The 20,211-nt window shown below is 60.5% G+C and carries 26 protein-coding genes and 1 pseudogene; 10 read left to right on the top strand and 17 right to left on the bottom strand.

Annotation, left to right across the window (positions count from 1 at the left end; all coding sequences use genetic code 11):
* Positions 1-583: 583 nt before the first annotated feature.
* The 5 genes and pseudogenes from RHM60_RS05110 to RHM60_RS25660 form a co-directional block, all read right to left on the bottom strand.
* Positions 584-2,107, bottom strand: coding sequence for an FAD-dependent oxidoreductase (locus RHM60_RS05110; RefSeq protein ID WP_322213841.1), 1,524 nt, complete (start codon positions 2,105-2,107; stop codon positions 584-586).
* Between the two features lie 85 nt (positions 2,108-2,192).
* Positions 2,193-2,729: an AAA family ATPase gene (locus RHM60_RS05105; RefSeq protein ID WP_231423409.1), complete on the bottom strand. Its 537-nt coding sequence runs from the start codon at positions 2,727-2,729 to the stop codon at positions 2,193-2,195.
* Complete coding sequence (pnuC, locus tag RHM60_RS05100; RefSeq protein ID WP_209982497.1) at positions 2,726-3,289, bottom strand: nicotinamide riboside transporter PnuC; 564 nt, start codon at positions 3,287-3,289, stop codon at positions 2,726-2,728. Before pnuC ends, RHM60_RS05105 begins: the two co-directional genes overlap by 4 nt.
* Positions 3,290-3,375: 86 nt before the next feature.
* Positions 3,376-4,110, bottom strand: a complete 735-nt coding sequence (locus RHM60_RS25665) for a methyl-accepting chemotaxis protein (protein ID WP_416195179.1) — start codon at positions 4,108-4,110, stop codon at positions 3,376-3,378.
* A gap of 123 nt (positions 4,111-4,233) precedes the next feature.
* A pseudogene (locus RHM60_RS25660) lies at positions 4,234-4,920 on the bottom strand (cache domain-containing protein); the annotation flags it as partial.
* 310 nt (positions 4,921-5,230) lie between these two features.
* Between RHM60_RS25660 and RHM60_RS05090 the strand changes: the two are divergent.
* On the top strand, positions 5,231-6,061 hold the full coding sequence (locus tag RHM60_RS05090; RefSeq protein WP_209982493.1) for an undecaprenyl-diphosphate phosphatase: 831 nt from the start codon (positions 5,231-5,233) through the stop codon (positions 6,059-6,061).
* Positions 6,058-6,441, top strand: coding sequence for a DUF1294 domain-containing protein (locus RHM60_RS05085; protein WP_209982492.1), 384 nt, complete (start codon positions 6,058-6,060; stop codon positions 6,439-6,441). The genes RHM60_RS05090 and RHM60_RS05085 overlap by 4 nt, the downstream gene beginning before the upstream one ends.
* Here the strand turns inward: RHM60_RS05085 and RHM60_RS05080 are convergent.
* Together RHM60_RS05080 and RHM60_RS05075 are read right to left on the bottom strand one after the other, a co-directional pair.
* Positions 6,430-6,780 (bottom strand): MmcQ/YjbR family DNA-binding protein, encoded by a 351-nt coding sequence (locus tag RHM60_RS05080; protein ID WP_322214578.1) that lies wholly within the window; start codon positions 6,778-6,780, stop codon positions 6,430-6,432. The genes RHM60_RS05085 and RHM60_RS05080 overlap by 12 nt on opposite strands.
* A gap of 2 nt (positions 6,781-6,782) precedes the next feature.
* A complete protein-coding gene (locus tag RHM60_RS05075) occupies positions 6,783-7,691 on the bottom strand; it encodes a LysR substrate-binding domain-containing protein (RefSeq protein WP_231423386.1) in 909 nt (302 codons plus the stop codon).
* A gap of 127 nt (positions 7,692-7,818) precedes the next feature.
* Between RHM60_RS05075 and RHM60_RS05070 the strand changes: the two genes are divergently transcribed.
* Both RHM60_RS05070 and RHM60_RS05065 read left to right on the top strand, forming a co-directional pair.
* Positions 7,819-8,430 (top strand): FMN-dependent NADH-azoreductase, encoded by a 612-nt coding sequence (locus RHM60_RS05070; RefSeq protein ID WP_209982486.1) that lies wholly within the window; start codon positions 7,819-7,821, stop codon positions 8,428-8,430.
* A 219-nt stretch (positions 8,431-8,649) separates the two neighbouring features.
* A complete protein-coding gene (locus RHM60_RS05065; protein WP_322213838.1) occupies positions 8,650-9,687 on the top strand; it encodes a dienelactone hydrolase in 1,038 nt (345 codons plus the stop codon).
* Here RHM60_RS05065 and RHM60_RS05060 read toward each other — a convergent pair.
* From RHM60_RS05060 to RHM60_RS05040, 5 genes are all read right to left on the bottom strand, one after another.
* Positions 9,681-10,853, bottom strand: coding sequence for an MFS transporter (locus tag RHM60_RS05060; protein WP_209982482.1), 1,173 nt, complete (start codon positions 10,851-10,853; stop codon positions 9,681-9,683). The two genes, RHM60_RS05065 and RHM60_RS05060, sit on opposite strands and share 7 nt — an antisense overlap.
* 303 nt (positions 10,854-11,156) lie before the next feature.
* Positions 11,157-12,743: an ABC-F family ATPase gene (locus RHM60_RS05055; protein ID WP_082638529.1), complete on the bottom strand. Its 1,587-nt coding sequence runs from the start codon at positions 12,741-12,743 to the stop codon at positions 11,157-11,159.
* A gap of 20 nt (positions 12,744-12,763) precedes the next feature.
* The gene (locus RHM60_RS05050) at positions 12,764-13,957 is read right to left on the bottom strand and encodes a tyrosine-type recombinase/integrase (RefSeq protein ID WP_322213837.1); all 1,194 of its coding nucleotides are present in this window, start codon (positions 13,955-13,957) and stop codon (positions 12,764-12,766) included.
* A 187-nt stretch (positions 13,958-14,144) separates the two neighbouring features.
* The gene (locus RHM60_RS05045; protein WP_322213836.1) at positions 14,145-14,366 is read right to left on the bottom strand and encodes a hypothetical protein; all 222 of its coding nucleotides are present in this window, start codon (positions 14,364-14,366) and stop codon (positions 14,145-14,147) included.
* A gap of 36 nt (positions 14,367-14,402) precedes the next feature.
* Positions 14,403-14,897, bottom strand: a complete 495-nt coding sequence (locus tag RHM60_RS05040; protein ID WP_322213835.1) for a hypothetical protein — start codon at positions 14,895-14,897, stop codon at positions 14,403-14,405.
* 93 nt (positions 14,898-14,990) lie between these two features.
* Here RHM60_RS05040 and RHM60_RS05035 point away from each other — a divergent pair, with 93 nt between their 5' ends.
* Positions 14,991-15,443, top strand: a complete 453-nt coding sequence (locus RHM60_RS05035; protein WP_322213834.1) for a hypothetical protein — start codon at positions 14,991-14,993, stop codon at positions 15,441-15,443.
* A 65-nt stretch (positions 15,444-15,508) separates the two neighbouring features.
* Here the strand turns inward: RHM60_RS05035 and RHM60_RS05030 are convergent, their stop codons facing one another.
* Positions 15,509-15,883, bottom strand: coding sequence for a hypothetical protein (locus RHM60_RS05030; RefSeq protein WP_220381696.1), 375 nt, complete (start codon positions 15,881-15,883; stop codon positions 15,509-15,511).
* Complete coding sequence (locus RHM60_RS05025) at positions 15,883-16,314, bottom strand: hypothetical protein (protein ID WP_057008963.1); 432 nt, start codon at positions 16,312-16,314, stop codon at positions 15,883-15,885. Before RHM60_RS05025 ends, RHM60_RS05030 begins: the two co-directional genes overlap by 1 nt.
* Before the next feature lie 50 nt (positions 16,315-16,364).
* Between RHM60_RS05025 and RHM60_RS05020 the strand changes: the two genes are divergently transcribed.
* Positions 16,365-16,775: a hypothetical protein gene (locus tag RHM60_RS05020; protein WP_322213832.1), complete on the top strand. Its 411-nt coding sequence runs from the start codon at positions 16,365-16,367 to the stop codon at positions 16,773-16,775.
* A gap of 291 nt (positions 16,776-17,066) precedes the next feature.
* On the opposite strand, the gene RHM60_RS05015 is transcribed toward RHM60_RS05020, so the two are convergent.
* Genes RHM60_RS05015 through RHM60_RS05005 form a run of 3 tightly spaced genes read right to left on the bottom strand, consistent with a single transcriptional unit; the run spans position 17,067 to position 18,638 of the window.
* Positions 17,067-17,390, bottom strand: a complete 324-nt coding sequence (locus tag RHM60_RS05015) for a DUF4406 domain-containing protein (RefSeq protein ID WP_322213831.1) — start codon at positions 17,388-17,390, stop codon at positions 17,067-17,069.
* Between the two features lie 45 nt (positions 17,391-17,435).
* Positions 17,436-18,215, bottom strand: coding sequence for a DUF2786 domain-containing protein (locus tag RHM60_RS05010; RefSeq protein WP_322213830.1), 780 nt, complete (start codon positions 18,213-18,215; stop codon positions 17,436-17,438).
* Between the two features lie 54 nt (positions 18,216-18,269).
* The gene (locus RHM60_RS05005) at positions 18,270-18,638 is read right to left on the bottom strand and encodes a hypothetical protein (protein ID WP_322213829.1); all 369 of its coding nucleotides are present in this window, start codon (positions 18,636-18,638) and stop codon (positions 18,270-18,272) included.
* A gap of 95 nt (positions 18,639-18,733) precedes the next feature.
* On the opposite strand from RHM60_RS05005, the gene RHM60_RS05000 reads away from it, so the two are divergent.
* The 4 genes from RHM60_RS05000 (at position 18,734) to RHM60_RS04990 (ending at position 20,157) form a co-directional block, all read left to right on the top strand.
* Positions 18,734-18,919, top strand: a complete 186-nt coding sequence (locus tag RHM60_RS05000; protein ID WP_078825168.1) for a hypothetical protein — start codon at positions 18,734-18,736, stop codon at positions 18,917-18,919.
* Positions 18,920-19,012: 93 nt separating this feature from the next.
* A complete protein-coding gene (locus tag RHM60_RS25655) occupies positions 19,013-19,252 on the top strand; it encodes a zinc-ribbon domain-containing protein (protein WP_416195164.1) in 240 nt (79 codons plus the stop codon).
* A gap of 78 nt (positions 19,253-19,330) precedes the next feature.
* Positions 19,331-19,534 (top strand): hypothetical protein, encoded by a 204-nt coding sequence (locus RHM60_RS04995; RefSeq protein ID WP_231421661.1) that lies wholly within the window; start codon positions 19,331-19,333, stop codon positions 19,532-19,534.
* 146 nt (positions 19,535-19,680) lie between these two features.
* Positions 19,681-20,157, top strand: coding sequence for a hypothetical protein (locus RHM60_RS04990; protein ID WP_322213828.1), 477 nt, complete (start codon positions 19,681-19,683; stop codon positions 20,155-20,157).
* Positions 20,158-20,211: the final 54 nt, after the last annotated feature.

The following is a 20,211-nucleotide window of genomic DNA, read 5'->3' as shown; positions in this document are numbered from 1 at the left end:
GCGTCTGGTTTTGGGGCTGCTGCGCAGCCCAACGCAGGACAAGCCTGCTCGCCACAGGGAATCTGCGCTTGTGGGCTTATTGTGGCGAGCGGGCTTGCCCCGCGTTGGGGTGCGAAGCGCCCCCAATCAAGCAAAACGCGGTGTACCTGATACGGCTCAGCGTCTGGTTTTGGGGCTGCTGCGCAGCCCAACGCAGGACAAGCCTGCTCGCCACAGGGAATCTGCGCTTGTGGGCTTATTGTGGCGAGCGGGCTTGCCCCGCGTTGGGGTGCGAAGCGCCCCCAATCAAGCAAAACGCGGTGTACCTGATATGGCTCAGCGTCTGGTTTTGGGGCTGCTGCGCAGCCCAACGCAGGACAAGCCTGCTCGCCACAGGGAATCTGCGCTTGTGGGCTTATTGTGGCGAGCGGGCTTGCCCCGCGTTGGGGTGCGAAGCGCCCCCAATCAAGCAAAACGCGGTGTACCTGATACGACTCAGCGTCTGGTTTTGGGGCTGCTGCGCAGCCCAACGCAGGACAAGCCTGCTCGCCACAGGGAATCTGCGCTTAACTGAACGGCATTAGGGCTTGCCCGCTCCCACAGGTCAGTGCTGGGTCTGACGGATCAGTTCAAGCGCTTCGGCCTTGCCCAGCGGTTGCCGCATGCGCCGGGAAAGACGCGCCATGGCCTGCTGATACTGGCAGGCGATCACCGCCTCGACCTGATCGTCGCGGCACAGCAGGGCGATGAAGGTGTGGCGTTGCAGGTCGCCTTCCAGGTGCAGGCGGTTCCAGTGTTGCGCACGCCCGAGCACCTCGAAGGTCTTGCCGAAGTGGTAGGTCCAGAAGAACGGCACGTCACTGAACGCCTGCGTATCGCCGAGCATGTTGCGCGCGGCCAGCACGCCCAGTTGCTGAGCCAGGCGCCAGTGTTCGATGCGCACCGGCAACTGTTGCCAGGCGAAGGTGACATTGTCGCCGGCGGCCCACAAACCCGGTGCCAGTTGCAGGTGAGCGTCGGCGCTCAGTGAATCGTCATCCGCATGCCTGACGCCGTGAACGAAGGCGGTGGCAGGCTTGACGCCGACGCCCATCAGCACCAGGTCGGCGGCCAGTCGCTTGCCGTTTTTGAGCAGCACGGTGCTGACGGCGCCATGACCGTCGAAGCGCTCGGGCTCGGTGTTGCTGTGGAAGATCACCCCGTTGTCTTCGTGCAGTTGGCGCAGGGCCGCGCCGATACGCCGGCCCAACTGCGCCGCCAGCGGTATCTCGTGACGACTGACTACTTGCACCACCAGCCCGCGCTGGCGCAGCGCCGAGGCCGCTTCGAGACCGATGAAACTGTCGCCGATTATCACTGCGCATGCGCCTGACTGCGCGGCGTTGGCGATGCGCGCGGCGTCGTCGCGGCTACGCAGTACGAACACGTTACTCAGTACCGCGCCAGGGATGTCCAAAGGCTGTGCTGCGCCGCCGCTGGCAACCAGCGCAGCGTCGTAGTCGAAGCGGCGCCCGTCCACCAGTTCGATGCATTTGCCGGCGGCGTCCAGGCGTTTGACCTCGCCGTGAATGCCGAAGTCGGCGAAGCTGTGTTCCTCCAGCAGCAGCGGGGTGTCTTCAGCGGCCATTTCCCCGCTGATCACGAATTTGCTCAAGGCCGTGCGGTCGTAGGCGGGATTCGCTTCGCGGTCGATCCAGAGCAGGCGTCCGGCGAACCCTTCGCGTCTCAGCGTGGCCACGGCCGCTGTGCCCGCAGCGCCCGCGCCAATGACTGCGAAGCAGCGCGCGTCGAGGCGTGGAGCCGGCGGTTCAGCCGCAATGGGCTGGTCGCCGACGCTGACCACGCCGGCATGCACCTGCACCGGGTATTGCCTGAGTCCGACCAGTGCCGGCGGTTCCATGACGGCGCCGCTGTCCACGGCAAAGGCGGCTTTGTGCCAGGGGCAGATCAGGTGCCCGTTGCAGATCACGCCGTCTTCCAATGGCGCGCCGGCGTGGGGGCAATCGGCCTGGAACGCACGCACCTGGTCGCCAATACGCAGCAGCAACAGCGGGTGCGCCGCCGTTTGCACCCGGACGGCACGGTTTTCGGGCAAATTGATCAGGCGGGCAACGATACGCAGGTTCATGGGCCAGTCTCCTTTAGAAGGTTGACTGGCGATGCGGCAGGCGGACTGCGTCGGCCCGATAGTCGGTAGGCGAAGCAACCAGCGCCTAGGGGCGAGGTGGCTGATCCAGCAATTGATGGACGGCGGCGAATGCCTCGGCGCGGCGTGCTGCCCATTGGCCGCGAATCACCAGGGCGGGCTGGCGGTGCCGTTCGATCCAGTCCAGGCTGCTCTGGAAAAACGCGCGGCGGTCCGCCAGTGCCGGCTGACAGCGCTGGCCGTCGGCAGTCCAGTCGACGTCTTCGGGGGACAGCAGCAGGTGCAGGTCGTAGTGACGGGCCAGCAGTTCTTCGTCCAGCCAGGCGGGGCAGTCGCCGAACAGGGTCAGGCTCCACAGCTGGTTGGTCAGCAGGTGGGTGTCGAGGATCAACAGGTGCGGCTGCTGCGCGCGAGCCGCGTCTTCCCAGGCCAGTTGGCCACGGGCGATGGTCGGTATGTCCGCAAAGGTAGTGTCGCGCTGGTGGTGATCGATAAAGTGGCGCACGTATTCACCCACCATCAGCCCGCCAAAATGCCGATGCAACTCCGTAGCCAGCCAGCTTTTGCCGCTGGACTCAGGGCCCGCCAATACCACCACCTTCATGGGCGCAACGCCGGGTCGGCGCGCCATTCACGCCAGCCTTGCACAGCGATCACGGTGAACAGCGCGTAGAGCGCGGCCGTGAGGTAGAGGCCTTTATAGAGAAACAGCCCGACGAAGATCACATCCACCGCTATCCACAGTGGCCAGCATTGCACGCGTTTCTGCGCCATCCACATCTGCGCCACCAGGCTGAAGCCGGTGAGGGCGGCGTCCAGCCAGGGCTGCGCGGCATCGGTCCAGTGCGCCATGGCGGCGCCGAGCAGCAGGCTGCCAAGCGCGCCAACCGCGAGGCTGACGAGGATTGCCGGGGCCTTGAGGCTGGTCACCTGGCGGCCCTGCCTGACTTCGCCGGCGCGGGTCCACTGCCACCAGCCATACACTTGCAGCGCGGCGTAGACCACTTGCAGCAGCATGTCGGAATAGAGTTTCACGTCGTAGAACACCCAGGTGTAGAGCAGCACCATCACCAGGCCGATGGGCCAGCACCAGGGGTTCTGCTTGACCGTCAGCCAGACAGCAATCACCCCCAGGGCGGCGGCGAACAATTCAAGCCCGGACATGGCGGTACCTTGGGAGCGTGGAAGAGGGCGGTGATTGTACCCAGAGGTCGCTGATCTACAAAACACAGCCACTCTACACGGTGACGCTAGATCCTGAATTGGCGCAGCAGGCTGTCGAGTTGTTCACTCAATCCGCGCAACTGCGCACTGGCTACGCTGGACTGTTGGGCCGCCAGCGCGGTGCTCTGGGAGAGCCCCGCTGCCTGGGTGACGTTCTGATTGATGTCTTCCACCACCTGCGCCTGCTGCAGGGTCGCGCTGGCGATCGACGCGTTCAGGCCGTTGAGGTTGTGCAGCGCCTGGCCAATGGCGGTAAGGCTGGCGCCGGCCCGGCCGGCCTGCTCGATGGTCAGTTGCGAGGCGCTGTGGCTGTCGCTGATGACTTTGACCGCCGCTTCCGAGTGGCCTTGCAGGCGTTCGATCATGGCCTGGATTTCGGCGGTGGATGTCTGCGTGCGCTGTGCCAGCAGCCGCACCTCATCGGCAACCACGGCAAAGCCACGGCCTTGCTCGCCGGCGCGTGCCGCTTCGATGGCGGCGTTGAGCGCCAGCAGGTTGGTCTGGTCGGCAATCGAGCGGATCACCTCCAGCACGCTGCCGATCTGCGTGCTTTCGCTGGAGAGGGTGCGAATCACGTCCACGGCCTGGCTGATGGTGCTGGAAAGCTGGTCGATCTGCTGCAGGCTGCTGTCGATATTGACCTGGCCCTGTTGCGCCTGGGACTGGGCGTCGCGCATCTCGCTGGCGGCGTGTTCGGCGTTTTTCGCCACGTCCTGCACGCCGTAGGTGACCTCGTTGATCGCGGTGGCCACCAGCTCCATCTGCTGCGACTGCTGCTGGCTGCGGTCATGGGCCTGACTGGCGTTGGTGCCCAGCTCCAGGGACGAGTGGCCCAGGGCGTTGGCGCAGGTCTGCAATTGCCCCACCACCAGGCGCAGCTTGGCGGTAAAGCTATTGAAGTGTCGGGACAGCTGGGTGACTTCGTCGCGCCCGTGGGTGTCGAGGCTGCGGGTCAGGTCGCTTTCACCGCTGGCGATGTTGGCCATGGCATTCACCGCCGCCTGTAACGGCTGCACGATGCTGCGCGCGATCAACAGCACCAGCAGCGCCATCACCAGCGCGATGCCCAGGCCGATCAGCGAGGCTTTCCACACCTGGCCCTTGAACTCGGCCTGCACGTCGTCCACGTACACCCCGGAGCCGATGATCCAGCCCCAGGGTTCGAACAGCTGGATGTACGAGGTTTTCTGCACCGGCGCTTCGGCGCCGGGCTTGGGCCAGCGGTAATTGACGATGCCGGCGCCCTTGGCCCTGGCCAGGCTTACGAACTCGTTGAACACCGCAAAGCCGTCCGGGTCGCGGATCGCCGAGAGGTTCTGGCCGTCGAGTTTGGGGTTGGCCGCGTGCATGATCATCACGGGCGTGAGGTCGTTGATCCAGAAGTAGTCGTCATGGTCGTAACGCAGGCCGCGCACGGCGCTCAGGGCCTGTTTCTGGGCGGCGTCGCGGGTCATCACGCCGCTGGTTTCGAGGGTGTGGTAGTAGGTGAGGATGCCGCTGGCGGTCTGCACCACGTGCTGGGTCTGCTGGCGCTTGGCCTGGTAGAGGTCGTCGTGGATCTGCTTGAGCATCAATACGCCGAGGGTCAGCAGCATCAATACCGCGACGATCAGGATCAGCCACAGACGGCGGCTGATCGACATAGTGCGCAAACTGTTCATCGTCCTGTCACTCCGGGCTTTTTATAATTGTGGGTGTTGCATCGACATTTGCGGCGGGTCTGATAGGCTTTCGGCCCGTCAGCGCAAAACCTGAGTACTGACTGATTTTTCACGGATTTTTTGCAGCCCTGCAGTGCGTGTCTGCGCCGGGTCGTGTCGTCAATGAACCACTTAAAAATAGAAATGAGGCGTGCCGTCGCGCATGACCTTTGGGGGAAGTATGGATTTTTGGACCGCCATTCAGGCATTGATTCTTGGCGTTGTGGAAGGGCTGACAGAGTTCCTGCCGATCTCCAGCACCGGCCACCAGATTATCGTCGCCGACCTGCTCAATTTCGGCGGTGAACGGGCGATGGCGTTCAATATCATCATCCAGCTCGGCGCCATTCTCGCAGTGGTGTGGGCGTTCCGGCGCAAGATCCTCGACGTGGTCACCGGTCTGCCGACCCAGCGCAATGCCCAGCGCTTTACCGTCAACCTGCTGATTGCGTTCCTGCCGGCGGTGGTGCTCGGGGTGATTTTCGCCGACCTGATCCATCACTACCTGTTCAACCCGATTACCGTGGCCACGGCGCTGGTGGTCGGCGGCATCATCATGCTGTGGGCCGAACGCCGTGAACACCAGGTGCACGCCGAAACCGTCGACGAGATCACCTGGAAGGATGCGCTCAAGGTGGGTCTGGCCCAGTGCCTGGCGATGATCCCGGGCACTTCGCGTTCCGGCTCGACCATTATCGGCGGCCTGCTGTTCGGCCTGTCGCGCAAGACCGCCACCGAGTTTTCGTTCTTCCTGGCGATGCCGACCATGGTCGGCGCAGCGGTGTACTCGGGCTACAAGTACCGCGACCTGTTTCAGCCGGCCGATCTGCCGGTGTTTGCCATCGGCTTCGTCACCTCGTTCATCTTCGCGATGATCGCGGTCAAGGGCCTGCTCAAGTTCATCGCCAACCACAGCTACGCGGCGTTTGCCTGGTATCGCATCGGCTTCGGCCTGCTGATCCTGGCGACCTGGCAGTTCGGCTGGATCGACTGGTCGGCAGCCAACGCATGAGTATCCAGCACCCACGCCTTAAAGCGCTGATTTTCGCGCTGTTGTGCGCAGCGCCGCTGCTGGGTTCGGTGCTGGTGTGGCAGCGCGGCGAAACCCTGCTGCCATTGGCCGCCTACGCGGTGGTCAGTGTGATGGCGTTCTTTTTGTACTGGAGCGACAAGCGCAAGGCGCAGTCCGAAGGCCGGCGCATCCCGGAAAACATCCTGCACGCTGTGGAACTGGCGGGCGGATGGCCTGGGGCGCTGATTGCCCAGCAGGTGTTCCGGCACAAGACGCGCAAGGTGTCTTACCAGGTGCTGTTCTGGGTGATTGTGCTGCTGCACCAGGTGTTCTGGCTTGACCAGTTGTTCCTTGGCGGCACGCTGTTGTCAGTGCTCTAGCCATAAACCGAGCTGAGTGCGCCTGGGCAGTTTGCTCACCACCAACTGATGGGAGCGCTGCAACAAACCCCGCAGTTCCTGCGCACCGAGCGGGTAGGGCACGTGCATGATGATCCACTGCGCCCGCGCCAGGTACGGCGCCGGGTGGATACCGGGGCGATCGACGTGACCGAGGAACAGTTCCTTGTCGACCTTGAACGCCAGCGAGTCACCGCGCAGGTTCTGCAGGGCGAACATCTTGTTGCCGGCAATCGAAAATACGCGCACGCCGCCCCATTTGTAGTCTTCCCGCGCGCCGGGCAGGCTCAGGCAGAACTGCGCAACTTGCGCTTCGGTCATCGTCATAGCAAGCGGTCTCCACAGCCTTTGAAGCCTTCTTCCAGGTAATCGATCCACGCGCGAATGGCCGGCAGCACGCCGCGCCTGTGCGGGTACACGGCCTGCAGCCAGCCGCCCGGCAATGACCATTGCGGCAGCAGTTGCACTAGACGCCCGCTGGCCAGCTCCTCTTCGCAATACATCATCGGCAGCACGGTAAAACCCAGGCCCATGACGGCGCTGGCCTTGCGCACGATAAAGTCGTCAATGCCCAGGCGCGCCTCCATCACCAGATCGTGGGCATTGCCCCGGGGGTCGAGAATGCGCTGATGGACCATGCGGTCGGCCTCCAGTGCGCCGAGGATCGGCAGCTGTTTCAGGTCTTCGAGGCTGTTGACCCGCCGCTCGCGCATGAAGCCCGGGCTGGCCACCAGCACGGTCTGGGCCTGGCGCAGGCGCTTGGTCACCAGCAACGGGTCTTCATCGCCCAGTTCGCGCACGCGCAGGGCCACGTCGATGCCTTCGGCCACCAGGTCGACGCGGCGGTTGACCAGGGTCATGTCCAGCTGCACCAGCGGGTACGCCGCGAGAAATCCGGCCACCAGTTCCGACATCATGTGCTGGGCCATGCCCACCGGGCAGCTCACCCGCAGGCGGCCACGGGGTTCGCTGGACATACTGGCCACGGCCTCGTCGGCCATTTCCGCTTCCAACAGCATTGCCTGGCAGTGGCGCAGGTAACGCTCGCCCACCGCGGTCAGCGTCAGTTGCCGCGTGGTGCGTTGCAGCAGGCGTGCGCTCAGGCGTTCTTCCAGCTCGGCGATGCGCCGCGACAGCCGCGACTTGGGTATCCCCAGCAGCCGGCCGGCCGCCGCAAAGCCGCCGGCTTCGACGACTTTGGCGAAGTAGTAGAGGTCGTTGAGGTCTTGCATAGGGGCGCCTATTGTCCTGTCAGTGGGACAAACTATCGCATTTTAGCTGGCTTATCGGCTATTGGTTTCATGCGTAGCATCACCACCATCTGATCGCCACTGTCGATCCCATTCACGGAGATCCACCATGAAACTGTTGCATATCGATTCCAGCATCCTCGGTGACAACTCGGCTTCCCGCCAGCTCAGTGCCGAGGTAGTCAAGGCCTGGCAGACCGCGCAGCCAGGTGTGGAAGTGACGTACCGCGACCTCGCCAGCGACGCGATCAACCACTTCTCCGGCGCCACCCTGGGCGCTCTGGGCACCGCCGCAGAACTGCGCGATGCCGCACAGAAGCACGAAGCCGAGCTGAGTGCCGTATCGCTGGCTGAATTCCTCGCCGCCGATGCCGTGGTGGTGGGTGCGCCGATGTACAACTTCACCATCCCGACTCAGTTGAAGGCCTGGATCGACCGCATCGCGGTGGCCGGCCAGACGTTCCGCTACAGCGAAGCCGGTCCTGAAGGCCTGTGCGGCAACAAGAAAGTCATCATCGTCTCCACCGCCGGTGGCCTGCATGCGGGCCAGGCGTCGGGCGCTGCCCATGAAGGCTACCTGAAGCTGCTGTTCGGCTTTCTGGGCATCACCGATATCGAAGTGGTGCGGGCCGAAGGCCTGGCCTACGGCGATGACGTGCGCAGCAAGGCCATGAGCGAGGCTAACCTGTTGATCAACGAGCAGCTGTTCGCCGCTGCGTAAGGCTTGTGTAAAATTCGCCGCGCTCCGGTATCAATCTGAAGCACGGCGCCTAAACTCTGTATTCTGATCGCCTGAACGCGAGCGGAGTACGGAGTTTTTTCGTTTGCGCGCGGTCCTTTCAATGTGGCCCGGGTTATGCAGATCGTAGGCAGACAAGGGTTCACGATCCCGGGTTTCTCATTCGATGTTGGTTCTCACGCGGCACAGGTGGACATCCCCATGATGCGTCTATGTGCAGTAATGGCTCTTTCCCTCCTCGGCGGCCTGATTTCAGTGCAGGCCGCACCGGTGTCGCTCCCCCATTGGAGTGTGGGTTTCCATCGCATGAGTTTTCTCGATCCGGTGGACCAGCAGCCGATGAAAGCCGTCGCGTTCTACCCCTCCACGGGCATGGAGCACACCACGCAGGTGGGGGCCTACACCGTCGGCGCCACGGAAGATTCCAAAGTCGCCATCGGGCGTTTCTCGATGCTGATGCTGTCCCATGGCAACACCGGCACGCCGCTGGCGCTGCATGATCTGGCCACCTCGCTGGCGCGCAAGGGTTTTGTGGTGGTGGCGGTGCTGCACCCCGGCGACAACTACAAGGACCACAGCCGGCTGGGCACGGTGAGCAACCTGTACGGGCGGCCGATCCAGATTTCCGAAGCGATCACCGCCACCCTTGGCGACCCGATGCTGGCGCCGTTCGTCAACGTCGAGCAGGTGGGCGTGATCGGCTATTCGGCCGGCGGCGAGACCGCGTTGATCCTCGCCGGGGCCAAGCCGGACTTTGACCGCCTGCGCCGCTATTGCCAGGAACGCCCCGAAGACCATGACGCCTGCACCACCAAAGGCGAACTGGTGGTGGACCGTGATGATTTGCAGCCGCATGCCGATGCACGCATCCACGCGCTGATGCTGATGGCGCCGCTGAGCCTGATGTTCGGTCGCCATACCCTGGCGGATGTGCATGTGCCGGTGCTGCTCTACAGCGGTGACGGCGACAAGCTGGTGGCCGTGGACAAGAACGCCGCCGCGCTCGCGCGCAAATTGCCCGAGCCGCCGGACTTCAAACTGTTGGCCGGCGCCGGGCACTTTGTGTTCATGGCGCCGTGCGACAGCGATCAACTGGCGGCCATGCCGGCGGTGTGCACCGATGCCGACGGGGTTGACCGTGAGGGCATTCACCGCGACTTGATCTCCGAGGCCGGGCGCTTTTTCAGCCACACCCTGGGCCAGTCCAGCCGTGCCGGTTTGCAGACGGCGGATCAGTAAGCGCGACGCTTGAGCAGCAGGGTCACGCCCAGCGCGCTGACCGACAGCAACGCTGCGCAGAAGAAGATCCAGCCGTAACCCAGGTTCAGCGCGATGGCCCCCATCAGCGGGCCGGCAATCGCCAGCGCCAGGTCAAAAAACACCGCATACGCACTCAGGCCCGCGCCGCGACTGCTGTTGGGGACCTGCCTGATCGCCTCCACGCCCAGCGCCGGATACACCAGCGACAGCCCGAAACCGGTCAGCCCTGCACCGAGCAACGCCACGCCGGTCGTTGGTGCCAGCCATAACAGAATCAGGCCCAGGGTTTCGATGAACATGCAGACGATGGCGGCGCGAAAACCGCCAAAACGGCTGATGGCGGAAATGAACAGCAGGCGCGACAGGATAAAACACACCCCAAATACGGTGAGGCAGTACGCCGCACCGGCCCAGCCGCGATTAAGGTAGTACAGCGTAATGAAGGTGGTCAGCGTGCCGTAGCCAATTGAGGCGAGGCACAGGCTGGCGCCAAACGGCGCGATGCGCCCGAATACCGCCAGGAAGGGCAGCCGCTCGCCGCGCACCACCGGCACCGAAGGTTTATTGCGGATCAACACCAGCCCGAGTGCCGCCAGCACTGACAGCGCCAGGCCCAGGCTCGTGTAGCCATAGTGCGCAACCATCACCACCCCCAACGGTGCGCCAATGGCAATGGCGCCGTAGGAGGCAATGCCATTCCAGGAAATCGAGCGCGCGGTGTGTTCGGCACCGACGGCGCCCATGCACCAACTGATGGTGCCCACCCCGATCAGGCCCTGGGCCACGCCCAGCAGCAGCCGTGAGGCAATCAGGATACCCAGGCTCAGGGTCGGCAGGCTCTGCGCCAGCGTGGCAAAAAACGTCAGCACGCCGCTGAGCAGAATGCCGGTCAGGCCCAGCACAATCGCGCGTTTGGTGCCCACGTTGTCCGATACTCGCCCGGCAAAGGGCCGGCTGAGCAGGGTGGCCAGGTACTGCGCAGCAATGGTGAACCCGGCCACCACCGCGCTGAAGCCCAGTTGCTCGTGCACATAGCCCGGGATCACCGCAATCGGCAGGCCGATGCAGATAAAGGCGATGAAGGTGTAGAAGACGATGGAGACGATCTGCAGGGTGATCGACAGGGAGGAAGGGGCGGCGGACATGGCAACTCATTCGCGGGCGGGCGGTGGCTGCATCATGGCAAGGGCTTGCGGGAAATGAAAGCAGGCTAACTACTTCGCCTGAAGCCTGTCGCATTGGATGGGCTTTTAATGTGGCGAGCAGGCTTGCCCTGCGTTGGGCTGCGCAGCGGCCCTAAAACCAGACACCGCATTCTGCCAGACAGAACGCGGTGTTTTTGATTGGGGCCGCTGCGCAGCCCAACGCAGGGCAAGCCTGCTCGCCACAGGGAGCCTGTCAGCCACAGGGAGCCTGTCAGGCACATGGAGCCTGACGATCACGGCAAGTTAGAACACCACGCCCTGGCTGCGCAGGTAGTCGTCGTACGTACCGCTGAAGTCGATCACGCCGCTGGCGCTCAGCTCAATGATGCGGGTGGCCAGGGACGAGACGAACTCGCGGTCGTGGCTGACGAAAATCAACGTGCCCGGATAGTTTTCCAGCGCCAGGTTCAGCGCTTCGATGGATTCCATGTCCAAGTGGTTGGTCGGTTCGTCCATGATCAGCACGTTGGGTTTTTGCAGGATCAGTTTGCCGAACAGCATGCGACCCTGTTCACCACCGGAGATTACCTTGACCGACTTGAGGATCTCATCGTTGGAGAACAGCATGCGGCCCAGGGTGCCGCGGATAACCTGTTCGCCCTGGGTCCATTGGCCCATCCAGTCGAACAGGCTCATGTCGTTTTCAAAGTCGTGGGCGTGGTCCTGGGCGTAGTAGCCCAGCTCAGCGGCGTCGGTCCACTTGACGGAGCCGGCGTCCGGGGTCAGCTCGCCCACCAGCGTGCGCAGCAGGGTGGTCTTGCCGATGCCGTTCGGGCCGATGATTGCCACGCGTTCGCCGGCTTCAACCTGGAAGTTGAAGTCCTTGAACAGCGTTTTGCCGTCAAAGCCCTTGGCCATGCGATCGACCATGACGGCCTGGCGGTGCAGCTTCTTGGTCTGTTCGAAACGGATGAACGGGCTCACGCGGCTCGATGGCTTGACCTCGGCCAGCTGGATCTTGTCGATCGCCTTGGCACGGGAGGTGGCTTGCTTGGCCTTCGAGGCGTTCGCCGAGAAGCGGCTGACGAAGGATTGCAGCTCGGAGATCTGCGCTTTCTTCTTGGCGTTGTCCGACAGCAGTTGCTCGCGGGACTGGGTCGCCACGGTCATGTACTCGTCGTAGTTGCCCGGGAACAGGCGCAGCTCGCCGTAGTCCAGGTCAGCCATGTGGGTGCACACGCTGTTCAGGAAGTGACGGTCGTGAGAGATGATGATCATCAGGCTGGAGCGCTGGGTCAGAATGTTTTCCAGCCAGCGGATGGTGTTGATGTCCAGGTGGTTGGTCGGTTCGTCGAGCAGCAGCACTTCCGGGTCGGAGAACAGTGCCTGGGCCAGCAATACACGCAGCTTCCAGCCAGGAGACACTTCGCTCATCGGGCCGAAGTGCTGTTCCAGGGGAATGCCCAGGCCCAGCAGCAGTTCACCGGCACGGGATTCGGCGGTGTAGCCGTCCATCTCGGCGAATTCGGTTTCCAGCTCGGCCACCGCCATACCGTCGTCTTCGCTCATTTCCGGCAGCGAATAGATACGGTCGCGCTCGGCCTTGACCTTCCACAGCTCTTCGTGGCCCATGATCACGGTGTCGATCACGTTGAATTCTTCGTAGGCGAACTGATCCTGGCGCAGTTTACCCAGGCGCACATTCGGCTCCAGCATGACCTGGCCGCCGGACGGCTCCAGGTCGCCACCGAGGATTTTCATGAAGGTCGACTTGCCGCAACCGTTGGCACCGATCAGACCATACCGGTTGCCGGCGCCGAACTTGACCGAGACGTTCTCGAAGAGCGGCTTGGCGCCGAACTGCATGGTGATGTTAGCTGTGGAGATCAATTACTTTACCTATCAATAGCTTAGGGTGCGCTTATTTGAGCTGGGACCAATTTGGGACCAATCTGGAGCTTTTCCATTTCGCTCCAGTCCGAGCTTGAGTTGATCCAACGCGCATAAGTCGAGAGCAGCATCTGCACACTATGGCCGAGCTGCTGGGAGATGAAGGCGGGGTTCATGCCAGACATAATGCATATTGTCGCATAGGTGTGACGACAGTTGTATGGCGGCCGACGGCGGATGTTCAGAGCTTTCAGCGTCGGCACCCACTGCTTGTGTAGGTCGGAGGTCTGTTTCACGTACTCCGCGTTCTTTGAGGGCGGAAAAATGAAAGGCGTCTCCAGCACCTTGCCTTTGCCTTTTTTCCGACGTTCTGCGTACGCTCTGGCAAATTGCAGAGCGTGCATGGCGCGGTCATTCAACAAAACGAAGCGATCTCCGCCCGTTTTCGTACGTTCCACAACTTCCCCCAAGGCGACTCCGCGACACACGTGGGCCGTCCTCTTCTCCTCGTCAACCGCATCCCAGCGCATCGCCAGGGCTTCGGACAGACGCATTCCTGTAAAAAACACAAACTCAAAAAAAGCCGCATAGATCGTGCTGGGCCAGTGATCGTGCTCATACATCTTCGCGATGATCTGGTTTGCTTCTTCCAGCGTGAAGGGGTCAATTTCCTTTTTGCTGCGCTTGGGCAGCTCAAGGATTGCCGCTGGGTTCTTCGGGATCAGTTCTTCGGATACGGCTGAATTCAGGATGGTGGACAGCTTCGAGATGGCATTGCGTTTAACGCCTGGCGACTTCCACTCGCTGGCGGCCATTACCCGGCGGAGCAGGGTGGTGGTGATCAGGTCGATACGCACCAGGGCCAGGCCCGGCATCCAGTACCTGTTCAGTGCTCCCTTGTAGTTCACCTTGGTGCCGGCAACCACCTCACGGCTGTCCAGCCACAGCTGGGCATACTCGCCGAAGTTGATCTTCCCGCCTGCGACGTTGTTGGAGCTGGGGAAGAGCTCGGCGTATTTGTCGTCGTCGAGCAGCCCCAGCTTGATCAGACCTTTTACTTGATCAACAACCTGTGTGGCAGACTTGATTCCTTTCTGTGTCGGGGGATAGGGGAGCGTTTCACTGCGCCGGCTGCCGTTCCACATAAAGCGGATGCGGATCGATCCGTGGTGGAGGTCCATTCCTGCGGGCAAACCCATTGGCTTTCGAGCCATTCGTAGTATCTCCTGATGCTGTACATAACGCGGCTGCCGTGCTTATTCCAGACGCCGAGGGGGATTTGGTTTCTGGCTCGCTTGGAGCGCAGGGCCGCAAGGGTGGTGCCCAAGATCTCAGCCATCTGCGCCTCTGGCACCTTGTCGCCGGTGATTCCGTCGTTTAGCTGTTCTGCTGCTGCCATACCTACCTCCCGTCGCCCACAGTGGGCCGCGCTGTCTTGATGATGTGAACGGCCAGGCCGAAGGTGATCAGCATCCAGGCGCAGGTGCCGGCGAATGCGTAGATCACTGCTTCGGTGGTGCCGGTGGCCAGCAGGCCGGGCCCGAGCCAGAAGAACCAACAGGCGCTGGCGACCAGGTACAGCAAAGCGCCCAGTACAATCAGGGTGAGTTTCATAGCGAACATGGGATGTCCTTGCCGCGCTGGGCGGCAGAAAGTGGGTTAGGGTTTTGCCGCTTTGGCGTGGCCGACGCAGAACTTGGTGGGTTCGCCGTCGCCGTCCAGGTGCGCGTGGCACATGAAGCCTTTCTTGTCGTGGGCCATGAACTCGGCATCGCAAGTGGTTATGGGGGACTGATTGGCGATCGACCCCAGGCGATATGCGCAACCATGACAGGCGCCGGCCGGGTCGCACTTGCTGGCGATCATCACGCCTTGGCAGGCGCCGATGAGTGTTGGCAGGTTCACGCTGGTGAACTTGTCGGGGTGGACGCCGCACTCTTCGATCAGCACCTGGTCGCTCATCTCGGCGCAGTTCTCCGCGACCGAGTTGGCCATACCGATCAGTTGCGCCGTTAACTCAACCAGGCGCTGCGAGCCGTTCCGCTGCAGGTAGCAGGTCAGCGCCTCGCGCCGCATCGACAGGTGGAGCTGTGCAATTGCCGCCAGGTCCGCAGCATCGCTGGGGGTCATGCTGTATTCACAATTTGCAGGCATAGAAATACCTCGCCCGCCGATCACCAGCAGGCATATTTGGAAAAAAGGGGTTAGGCTGACAGCCTAAGAAGTTCGCTAATGGACAGGTTTGCCATGCAAAAAGACGGCGGTCAGTTGCTGAAAGCAGCAAATCATATTCTTCAGTTCACGATGTTTCATTTGGTTAAAGAGTTGCGGGGTGCGGGAATCGACGGCCAGATTCACGAACTGCCTTCTGAGTTAAAGTCCGCTCTTCTCGGTGCGATCTTTGGTGGGATTTCAGAGATAAATTCCGATATTCAAGCTGCGCAGATTGAAGATTGGGATTCAAACTCAAAAGTATGGGCGCTACTTTTTATATTTGGCGAATCAAATAAAGACGAGGCTCTTCTGGAGATTGGCAGAATTAACTCTGGAGAGGCGGGTGAAGAATTTTGGCTCTGTGGCATGTATGCCGCCAGGAGCTTAATTACAGCTCTTGAGTGCGGTGATACCGCAAGCGCCTGGCTCGATAGATATGAGGGCATGTTTGCCGCAATGGCTCGACTGTCTAAAGCAATTGCTTGACGCTTCCGGCGCTCATGGCCTTGGCCCCTTGTAGATGAAGACGTATGCGAACCAGAGGGTGGCGATCATAGTAGGTGCGCTCCTGCTTCCAGTAGGCCGTCTCGGTCTAAGCGCAGGTTGTCGCGCTCATGCCTGAGTTCGTCGCGCTCCCTTAGCAAAGCCTTGATTGCCGTTGAGATGTTCCGGTGGCCGAGGGTGATGGTGATGGCCTGGGCCTCGTCGAAGAGCTTGACCTTCTGGTCTCGGTCGTCCGCTGCTCGCGCTGCCAGCTCTTTTTCGTGGATATTGAGGCAGCGCTTGCAGGTGACGTACCGCCAGTCATTGGTGAGCTGCTCGTCGGCCATGTCGCCGTCTGTGCCGCAGTAGACGTGCTCCGGCGGATCCTGATCTGCCTCGGTGCCGCCATCCCAAGGGTATAGGTGAACCGCACGCCCACTCATCAGCACTCGCTCCAGTTCATGGCCTGGATGTATTCGCACGGGACCATCAGCCTGTCGGGCGGCACGGTGCTCGCGGTACGGGTATCGCCGAAATACGCAATCGCAGCCTGTGCGCGCTCGAGCGCCAACTGGGCATGGCGCATCTGCCAGGACTTGCGCTGCTTGTAAGAGCGCAGCGCCAAGGATTTATCGGTATACGCGAACCTTCGGCCGTGCTCGCCGCCATCCTTCAGCACGCGCTTGCGGTACTGCTTCAGCAGGGATTCACGCTGCGAGCCACCGAAGAGGTTGTCGTGGAATTCATCCACGATGTACCAGCACTGCTCGGTTTCGCCGATAACCACGAATTTTTTGCAGGTGACTTCCAGGCCTTTCGGGTCGAGCTCGTCGACGTAGCGATAATGGTCCGGGCCGAGTTTTATCTTTTCCATGGTCGAGCTCGTCCTTGCCGCTATAGCGGCTGACTTCGAAGGGGGAGGGGTTGAAAAGGATTGCTGTGTATTCCTCTCTTTATATGAAAGTTGTAATCTCTCCTTTTTTGAATCCTGGACATGCCAAATTGAGAAACAGAGGACAGAAGTTCTGGGATTGGGTTAAGCCTGATATCCACTGTCGTTACAAGGACGAAAGGGCCGCAGACGGGTCGATGATCAACGTTCAGGTCCGCACTGCGGCCAGTGGCGCAATTGAGCTGTTCGTTGGTGTTTACACCACCAATGGCATGATGCTCTTTGAGGATTCGTATAGCTCTCCTCTGGGTCAAACAATGACGCAAGCCATGGAATGGGGCTTTGAGAATGCTTATGCGTTTTTGGCGTCGTCTTCAGTCGCACTGACAGCTATCAACAAAAAAGGAGCTCTGCCAAGAGCACCAGCCCGCGGATCAAAGTAGTCATGGCGTTGAATTAATACGGCCGGTGCGGGTCATCTTGTCGACGGGAATAAAACACGGAGCTTCCGGAGAGACCCGTCACAAGGCTTTAAAAATGAGCTGTATTGACGATTTCCGATTTGAATCTCACAAGTTACTTGTTGAGCTTGACGCTACTACAACCAAGATGATGCTCTTGGTTTCTTCAAAGAAAGTTTCGGGTCCAGAATGGGATGAGGCGGTTAAAGACCAAAAAGCCGCTTTTCATGACTGGATTACGTTCCTCAACTCCCCAAATACCCCTCCAACCGATCAGACTTGATTCGAATCTCCTACCCCTCTCACCAGATCATGGGCATTCACAACCGTCATGCCGAGGCGTTCGGCGATCAGGACTTCCAGGCGGGCACCCTTTGAATGCTCCCAACCGGGCAGGGTGGCCACGGTGTCGCACTCCATCAGGGCGGCAATGTCGCGGCGCATGCAGTCGTTCCAACTGCCGCCGTCCGGGTTGAGCTCGGCGGGGCTGATGACGGTGTGGCCGCCAGCGCGAAGGCTTTCAGTCATGGTGGCGAAGGCCGGGAAGTTGAGGTCTGGCAGGCCGGTCATGGGGCCGATGAGATAAATTCGTTTCACGGGGAGTCCTTGCCGGGCCATGCCCGTGCGGTGGAGTGTGGGGAATCAGGCGATTTGGGATAGCGCAAGGATGTCTTCGCCGCCGCGCGCGATGCCGGCGTGCAGTTCCACCTTGCTGCCAGCAAGCATCCCGGCGATCTGGGCGTTCAGATCCATCTCTAACGCCTTGCCTTTCCTGGGCTTCCCGATTTCCTGGGTGGCGAGATATTCGCTGATCAGCGCCTTATCCTGCTCCTGAATCGCGACGAGGTCTTTGCCGGTGGCGGGGCTCCCGAGCGGATCATCTTCGCCTTGAGGCACAAGCGCTTTCAGCTTCGATTGAACCTCCCAGACCCATGCCAGTGCAAAGTGATCGCCGGCAGTTTCTGCTGAATACTGACTGCGATGGACGCCAGATCTGACGCCCGAGCAGTACTTCTTGCGCGCCTGAGTAAGCTTGGCGTGCAGTGCCTCATACGCGTACAGGGCTATGTTCTGTGCGGGAGAAACACCGACGAAAGTCGCGCGCTCAATGACTTGGCCTTTTGCGGAACACCACGTCCGGTGCCGCAGGGTCGTGCAGCTGAATGCTTCTGCTACAGCGATGCTCAGCTGCTGATCCCACGCTGGTCGACGCTTGGTGCGGAACAAGGCCGACTCAACCTCACCTACGCCGCTCAACTTCACATCCATCTCGGTCAGCCGGTACTCGCGCATCAATGCCTGTGCCTGCCGGAGTGCGGTTGCGGCTTCGTTCTCGTTGGCGCTTTGGGAAAGTGCCAAGCAGTGCTTGATCTTGCGGATCGCGCGCTCGAGCTTCTTTTCGTCGATCTGTTGTGCGGACATAGGGGGTCCTCGCCTGTGGCGTGATTCATGAGGGGGTCGGGAGGGAGGCGGCGTCTAAAGCGAAACTTCTCCGGTATCGATCTTGCGAAGCTCCATCACTTCAATGCGGTTGGTGCCGTCGGTGATCACCCAGCAAGGCAGCTCAAGGTTGCGGAAGGTGCCGTGGTAATTCCGGTAAGCGCCAAGGGCCGCCTTCCGGAAACAGTCCGCGGCGACTTTGCCAATAGGCATTGGCTGCCCCCCCCCTAGCAGACAGAGCTCGAACACAACAGCGTTTTGAATGCGCTTTGCCGCCGCGCGGATCGTGTTCGGTGCCAACTGGAATTCCTTGGCAACCTCAACGACGTGCTTATAGACCAAGGCGTCGTGGATTCTCTGATCGCGCTCACCGTTGCGCAGGCCTGCGTAGATGACTGCTTGCATGGTTTGTCTCCAAGCGTGCGCCTGCCTCGCCGGCTGGCGTGATTCGTAAATTGGGTTGATGATTTGCACTCAGCAAATACCTGACGGTGAATGCGATGAGCACGAAAACCGATGTGGAAGCGATACGCCTGATCGGCGCTGAGGTTGTCCGCCTGCTGAGCCTTCCTGATGAAGCGCTCGAAGCTGAGGTGCGCCCAGGCCTTAAGCTGATCGCTGACCTGGCGAAGTGGCGTGACCTCGCCGGCCTGCCTGCTACTGAGCCTGCTGGCGTGATTCGTTAATGAGTGGGCGCATATGATTTCCCGCAGAACCAAAATCAGAAAATGAAGTCTTCATATTGGTTTGCAGCCATTAATTAAAACGGACAAAAAATCATGAGCCTAATTGACTGCCCTGAATGCTCTGCAAAAATCTCTGATAAAGCCTACTTCTGCCCCCACTGCGGAAATCCTTTTCGCGAGCCGCCATCTGGCCGCTATTTCAGCGAAAAAAACATTGGGCAGATTGCCGGGGTTACCGGCGTCTGGCTAACAGCTCCTTGGCTCGCACGGATGGTGTTTGGAGTCGTCGCTGTAATTGCGATAGCGGCAGTTTTCATAGTTCGCTCAAGCTAGAATCTAAAAATATCTGCGTCCGAGATTGATATGGGGTATTACGGGTGACCGGCATGAAGCCGGATCAAGGAGCGTTTCGTGAGCGATAAGCCTTCAGACAGAGAAGTGGCGAAGCTGATCGGCATAACTGAGAACGAGGTTGGCACCTATCGTGTCAATTCCGATCTGAGATCCGACGGTAGATGGCTCATCTATTTCGGATACCAGATGCCTGAAGCTTTGCGCAAAGGGCTGACTGGGAGCTTCACTTTCTTAATGCCTGAGATGGATTTAGCGCAATAGGTGACACGGTTCAGGCTGTGATCTTGGCGTCCTTGCTCATGGAATATTTCCAGCCAGGCGTCACCCTCCGGTGTCGGTTGGTGGCAATTTGGTTTGTGTTGGGGTATTACGGGTGACCGGCATGGAGCCGGAAAAAGGAGTATCGCGTGGGTGAAGTCGGTTTAAATGACGATCGAGGTTACTTTAGAGAGCTCGCTGCTCCCGCCTTTCTAGAGTTTTGGAAGGAATACCAACGTGACGTGCCGGTCGATAGAGATCGTTTTTCCTTGGTCTATCGCCGGTTAATCACTGCGCTATTCTTTCTGAACCACATGACCGACAAAACTGCAAAACAGCGCGGGGTAAAAAATCCTGTAGATCTGATCGAAATGGTTAAAGGCGTTGATTGTGATGCGGGTACTGTGCTCGATATTTGCAGATTGCTTGTCAATGACGTCAAGCATCCAGCGAAGCGGCTGCAGACCTACGATATTCGCGACCGGAACATGCCCTATGACGATCCCGGGAATAATCAGATTCCATCTTGGGTGTATACGGATAAACTCGGCGGCTTGCACGAGCTCGGTGATGTATCACAGCGTGTTTGGAAATATTGGATCGATTACCGTCACGAGCGAACATAGACATCAGAAATCCCGCTCCGTGGCCGGTGGTGGCAATTTGGTTTGGGTTGGCTT

This window comes from Pseudomonas sp. MH9.3 (genome assembly GCF_034354675.1).
Lineage (GTDB): Bacteria > Pseudomonadota > Gammaproteobacteria > Pseudomonadales > Pseudomonadaceae > Aquipseudomonas.
The sequence above is the reverse complement of the archived record's forward strand: the minus strand, read 5'-3'. Positions and strand labels throughout refer to the sequence as shown.

Bases quoted from the DNA above. Each gene is read 5' to 3' on its own strand.
- RHM60_RS05035 (WP_322213834.1), top strand. From the start codon at position 14,991: ATGCAAAAAGACGGCGGTCAGTTGCTGAAAGCAGCAAATCATATTCTT.
- RHM60_RS25655 (WP_416195164.1), top strand. From the start codon at position 19,013: ATGAGCCTAATTGACTGCCCTGAATGCTCTGCAAAAATCTCTGATAAA.
- RHM60_RS05075 (WP_231423386.1), bottom strand. From the start codon at position 7,691: ATGCAAGACCTCAACGACCTCTACTACTTCGCCAAAGTCGTCGAAGCC.
- RHM60_RS05050 (WP_322213837.1), bottom strand. From the start codon at position 13,957: ATGGCTCGAAAGCCAATGGGTTTGCCCGCAGGAATGGACCTCCACCAC.
- RHM60_RS05040 (WP_322213835.1), bottom strand. From the start codon at position 14,897: ATGCCTGCAAATTGTGAATACAGCATGACCCCCAGCGATGCTGCGGAC.
- RHM60_RS05060 (WP_209982482.1), bottom strand. From the start codon at position 10,853: ATGTCCGCCGCCCCTTCCTCCCTGTCGATCACCCTGCAGATCGTCTCC.
- RHM60_RS05070 (WP_209982486.1), top strand. From the start codon at position 7,819: ATGAAACTGTTGCATATCGATTCCAGCATCCTCGGTGACAACTCGGCT.
- RHM60_RS05110 (WP_322213841.1), bottom strand. From the start codon at position 2,107: ATGAACCTGCGTATCGTTGCCCGCCTGATCAATTTGCCCGAAAACCGT.
- RHM60_RS05025 (WP_057008963.1), bottom strand. From the start codon at position 16,314: ATGGAAAAGATAAAACTCGGCCCGGACCATTATCGCTACGTCGACGAG.
- pnuC (WP_209982497.1), bottom strand. From the start codon at position 3,289: ATGTCCGGGCTTGAATTGTTCGCCGCCGCCCTGGGGGTGATTGCTGTC.
- RHM60_RS05065 (WP_322213838.1), top strand. From the start codon at position 8,650: ATGATGCGTCTATGTGCAGTAATGGCTCTTTCCCTCCTCGGCGGCCTG.
- RHM60_RS05085 (WP_209982492.1), top strand. From the start codon at position 6,058: ATGAGTATCCAGCACCCACGCCTTAAAGCGCTGATTTTCGCGCTGTTG.
- RHM60_RS05105 (WP_231423409.1), bottom strand. From the start codon at position 2,729: ATGAAGGTGGTGGTATTGGCGGGCCCTGAGTCCAGCGGCAAAAGCTGG.
- RHM60_RS05030 (WP_220381696.1), bottom strand. From the start codon at position 15,883: ATGAGTGGGCGTGCGGTTCACCTATACCCTTGGGATGGCGGCACCGAG.
- RHM60_RS05005 (WP_322213829.1), bottom strand. From the start codon at position 18,638: ATGCAAGCAGTCATCTACGCAGGCCTGCGCAACGGTGAGCGCGATCAG.
- RHM60_RS05000 (WP_078825168.1), top strand. From the start codon at position 18,734: ATGAGCACGAAAACCGATGTGGAAGCGATACGCCTGATCGGCGCTGAG.
- RHM60_RS25665 (WP_416195179.1), bottom strand. From the start codon at position 4,110: ATGGAGCTGGTGGCCACCGCGATCAACGAGGTCACCTACGGCGTGCAG.
- RHM60_RS05045 (WP_322213836.1), bottom strand. From the start codon at position 14,366: ATGTTCGCTATGAAACTCACCCTGATTGTACTGGGCGCTTTGCTGTAC.
- RHM60_RS05010 (WP_322213830.1), bottom strand. From the start codon at position 18,215: ATGTCCGCACAACAGATCGACGAAAAGAAGCTCGAGCGCGCGATCCGC.
- RHM60_RS05090 (WP_209982493.1), top strand. From the start codon at position 5,231: ATGGATTTTTGGACCGCCATTCAGGCATTGATTCTTGGCGTTGTGGAA.
- RHM60_RS05080 (WP_322214578.1), bottom strand. From the start codon at position 6,780: ATGACCGAAGCGCAAGTTGCGCAGTTCTGCCTGAGCCTGCCCGGCGCG.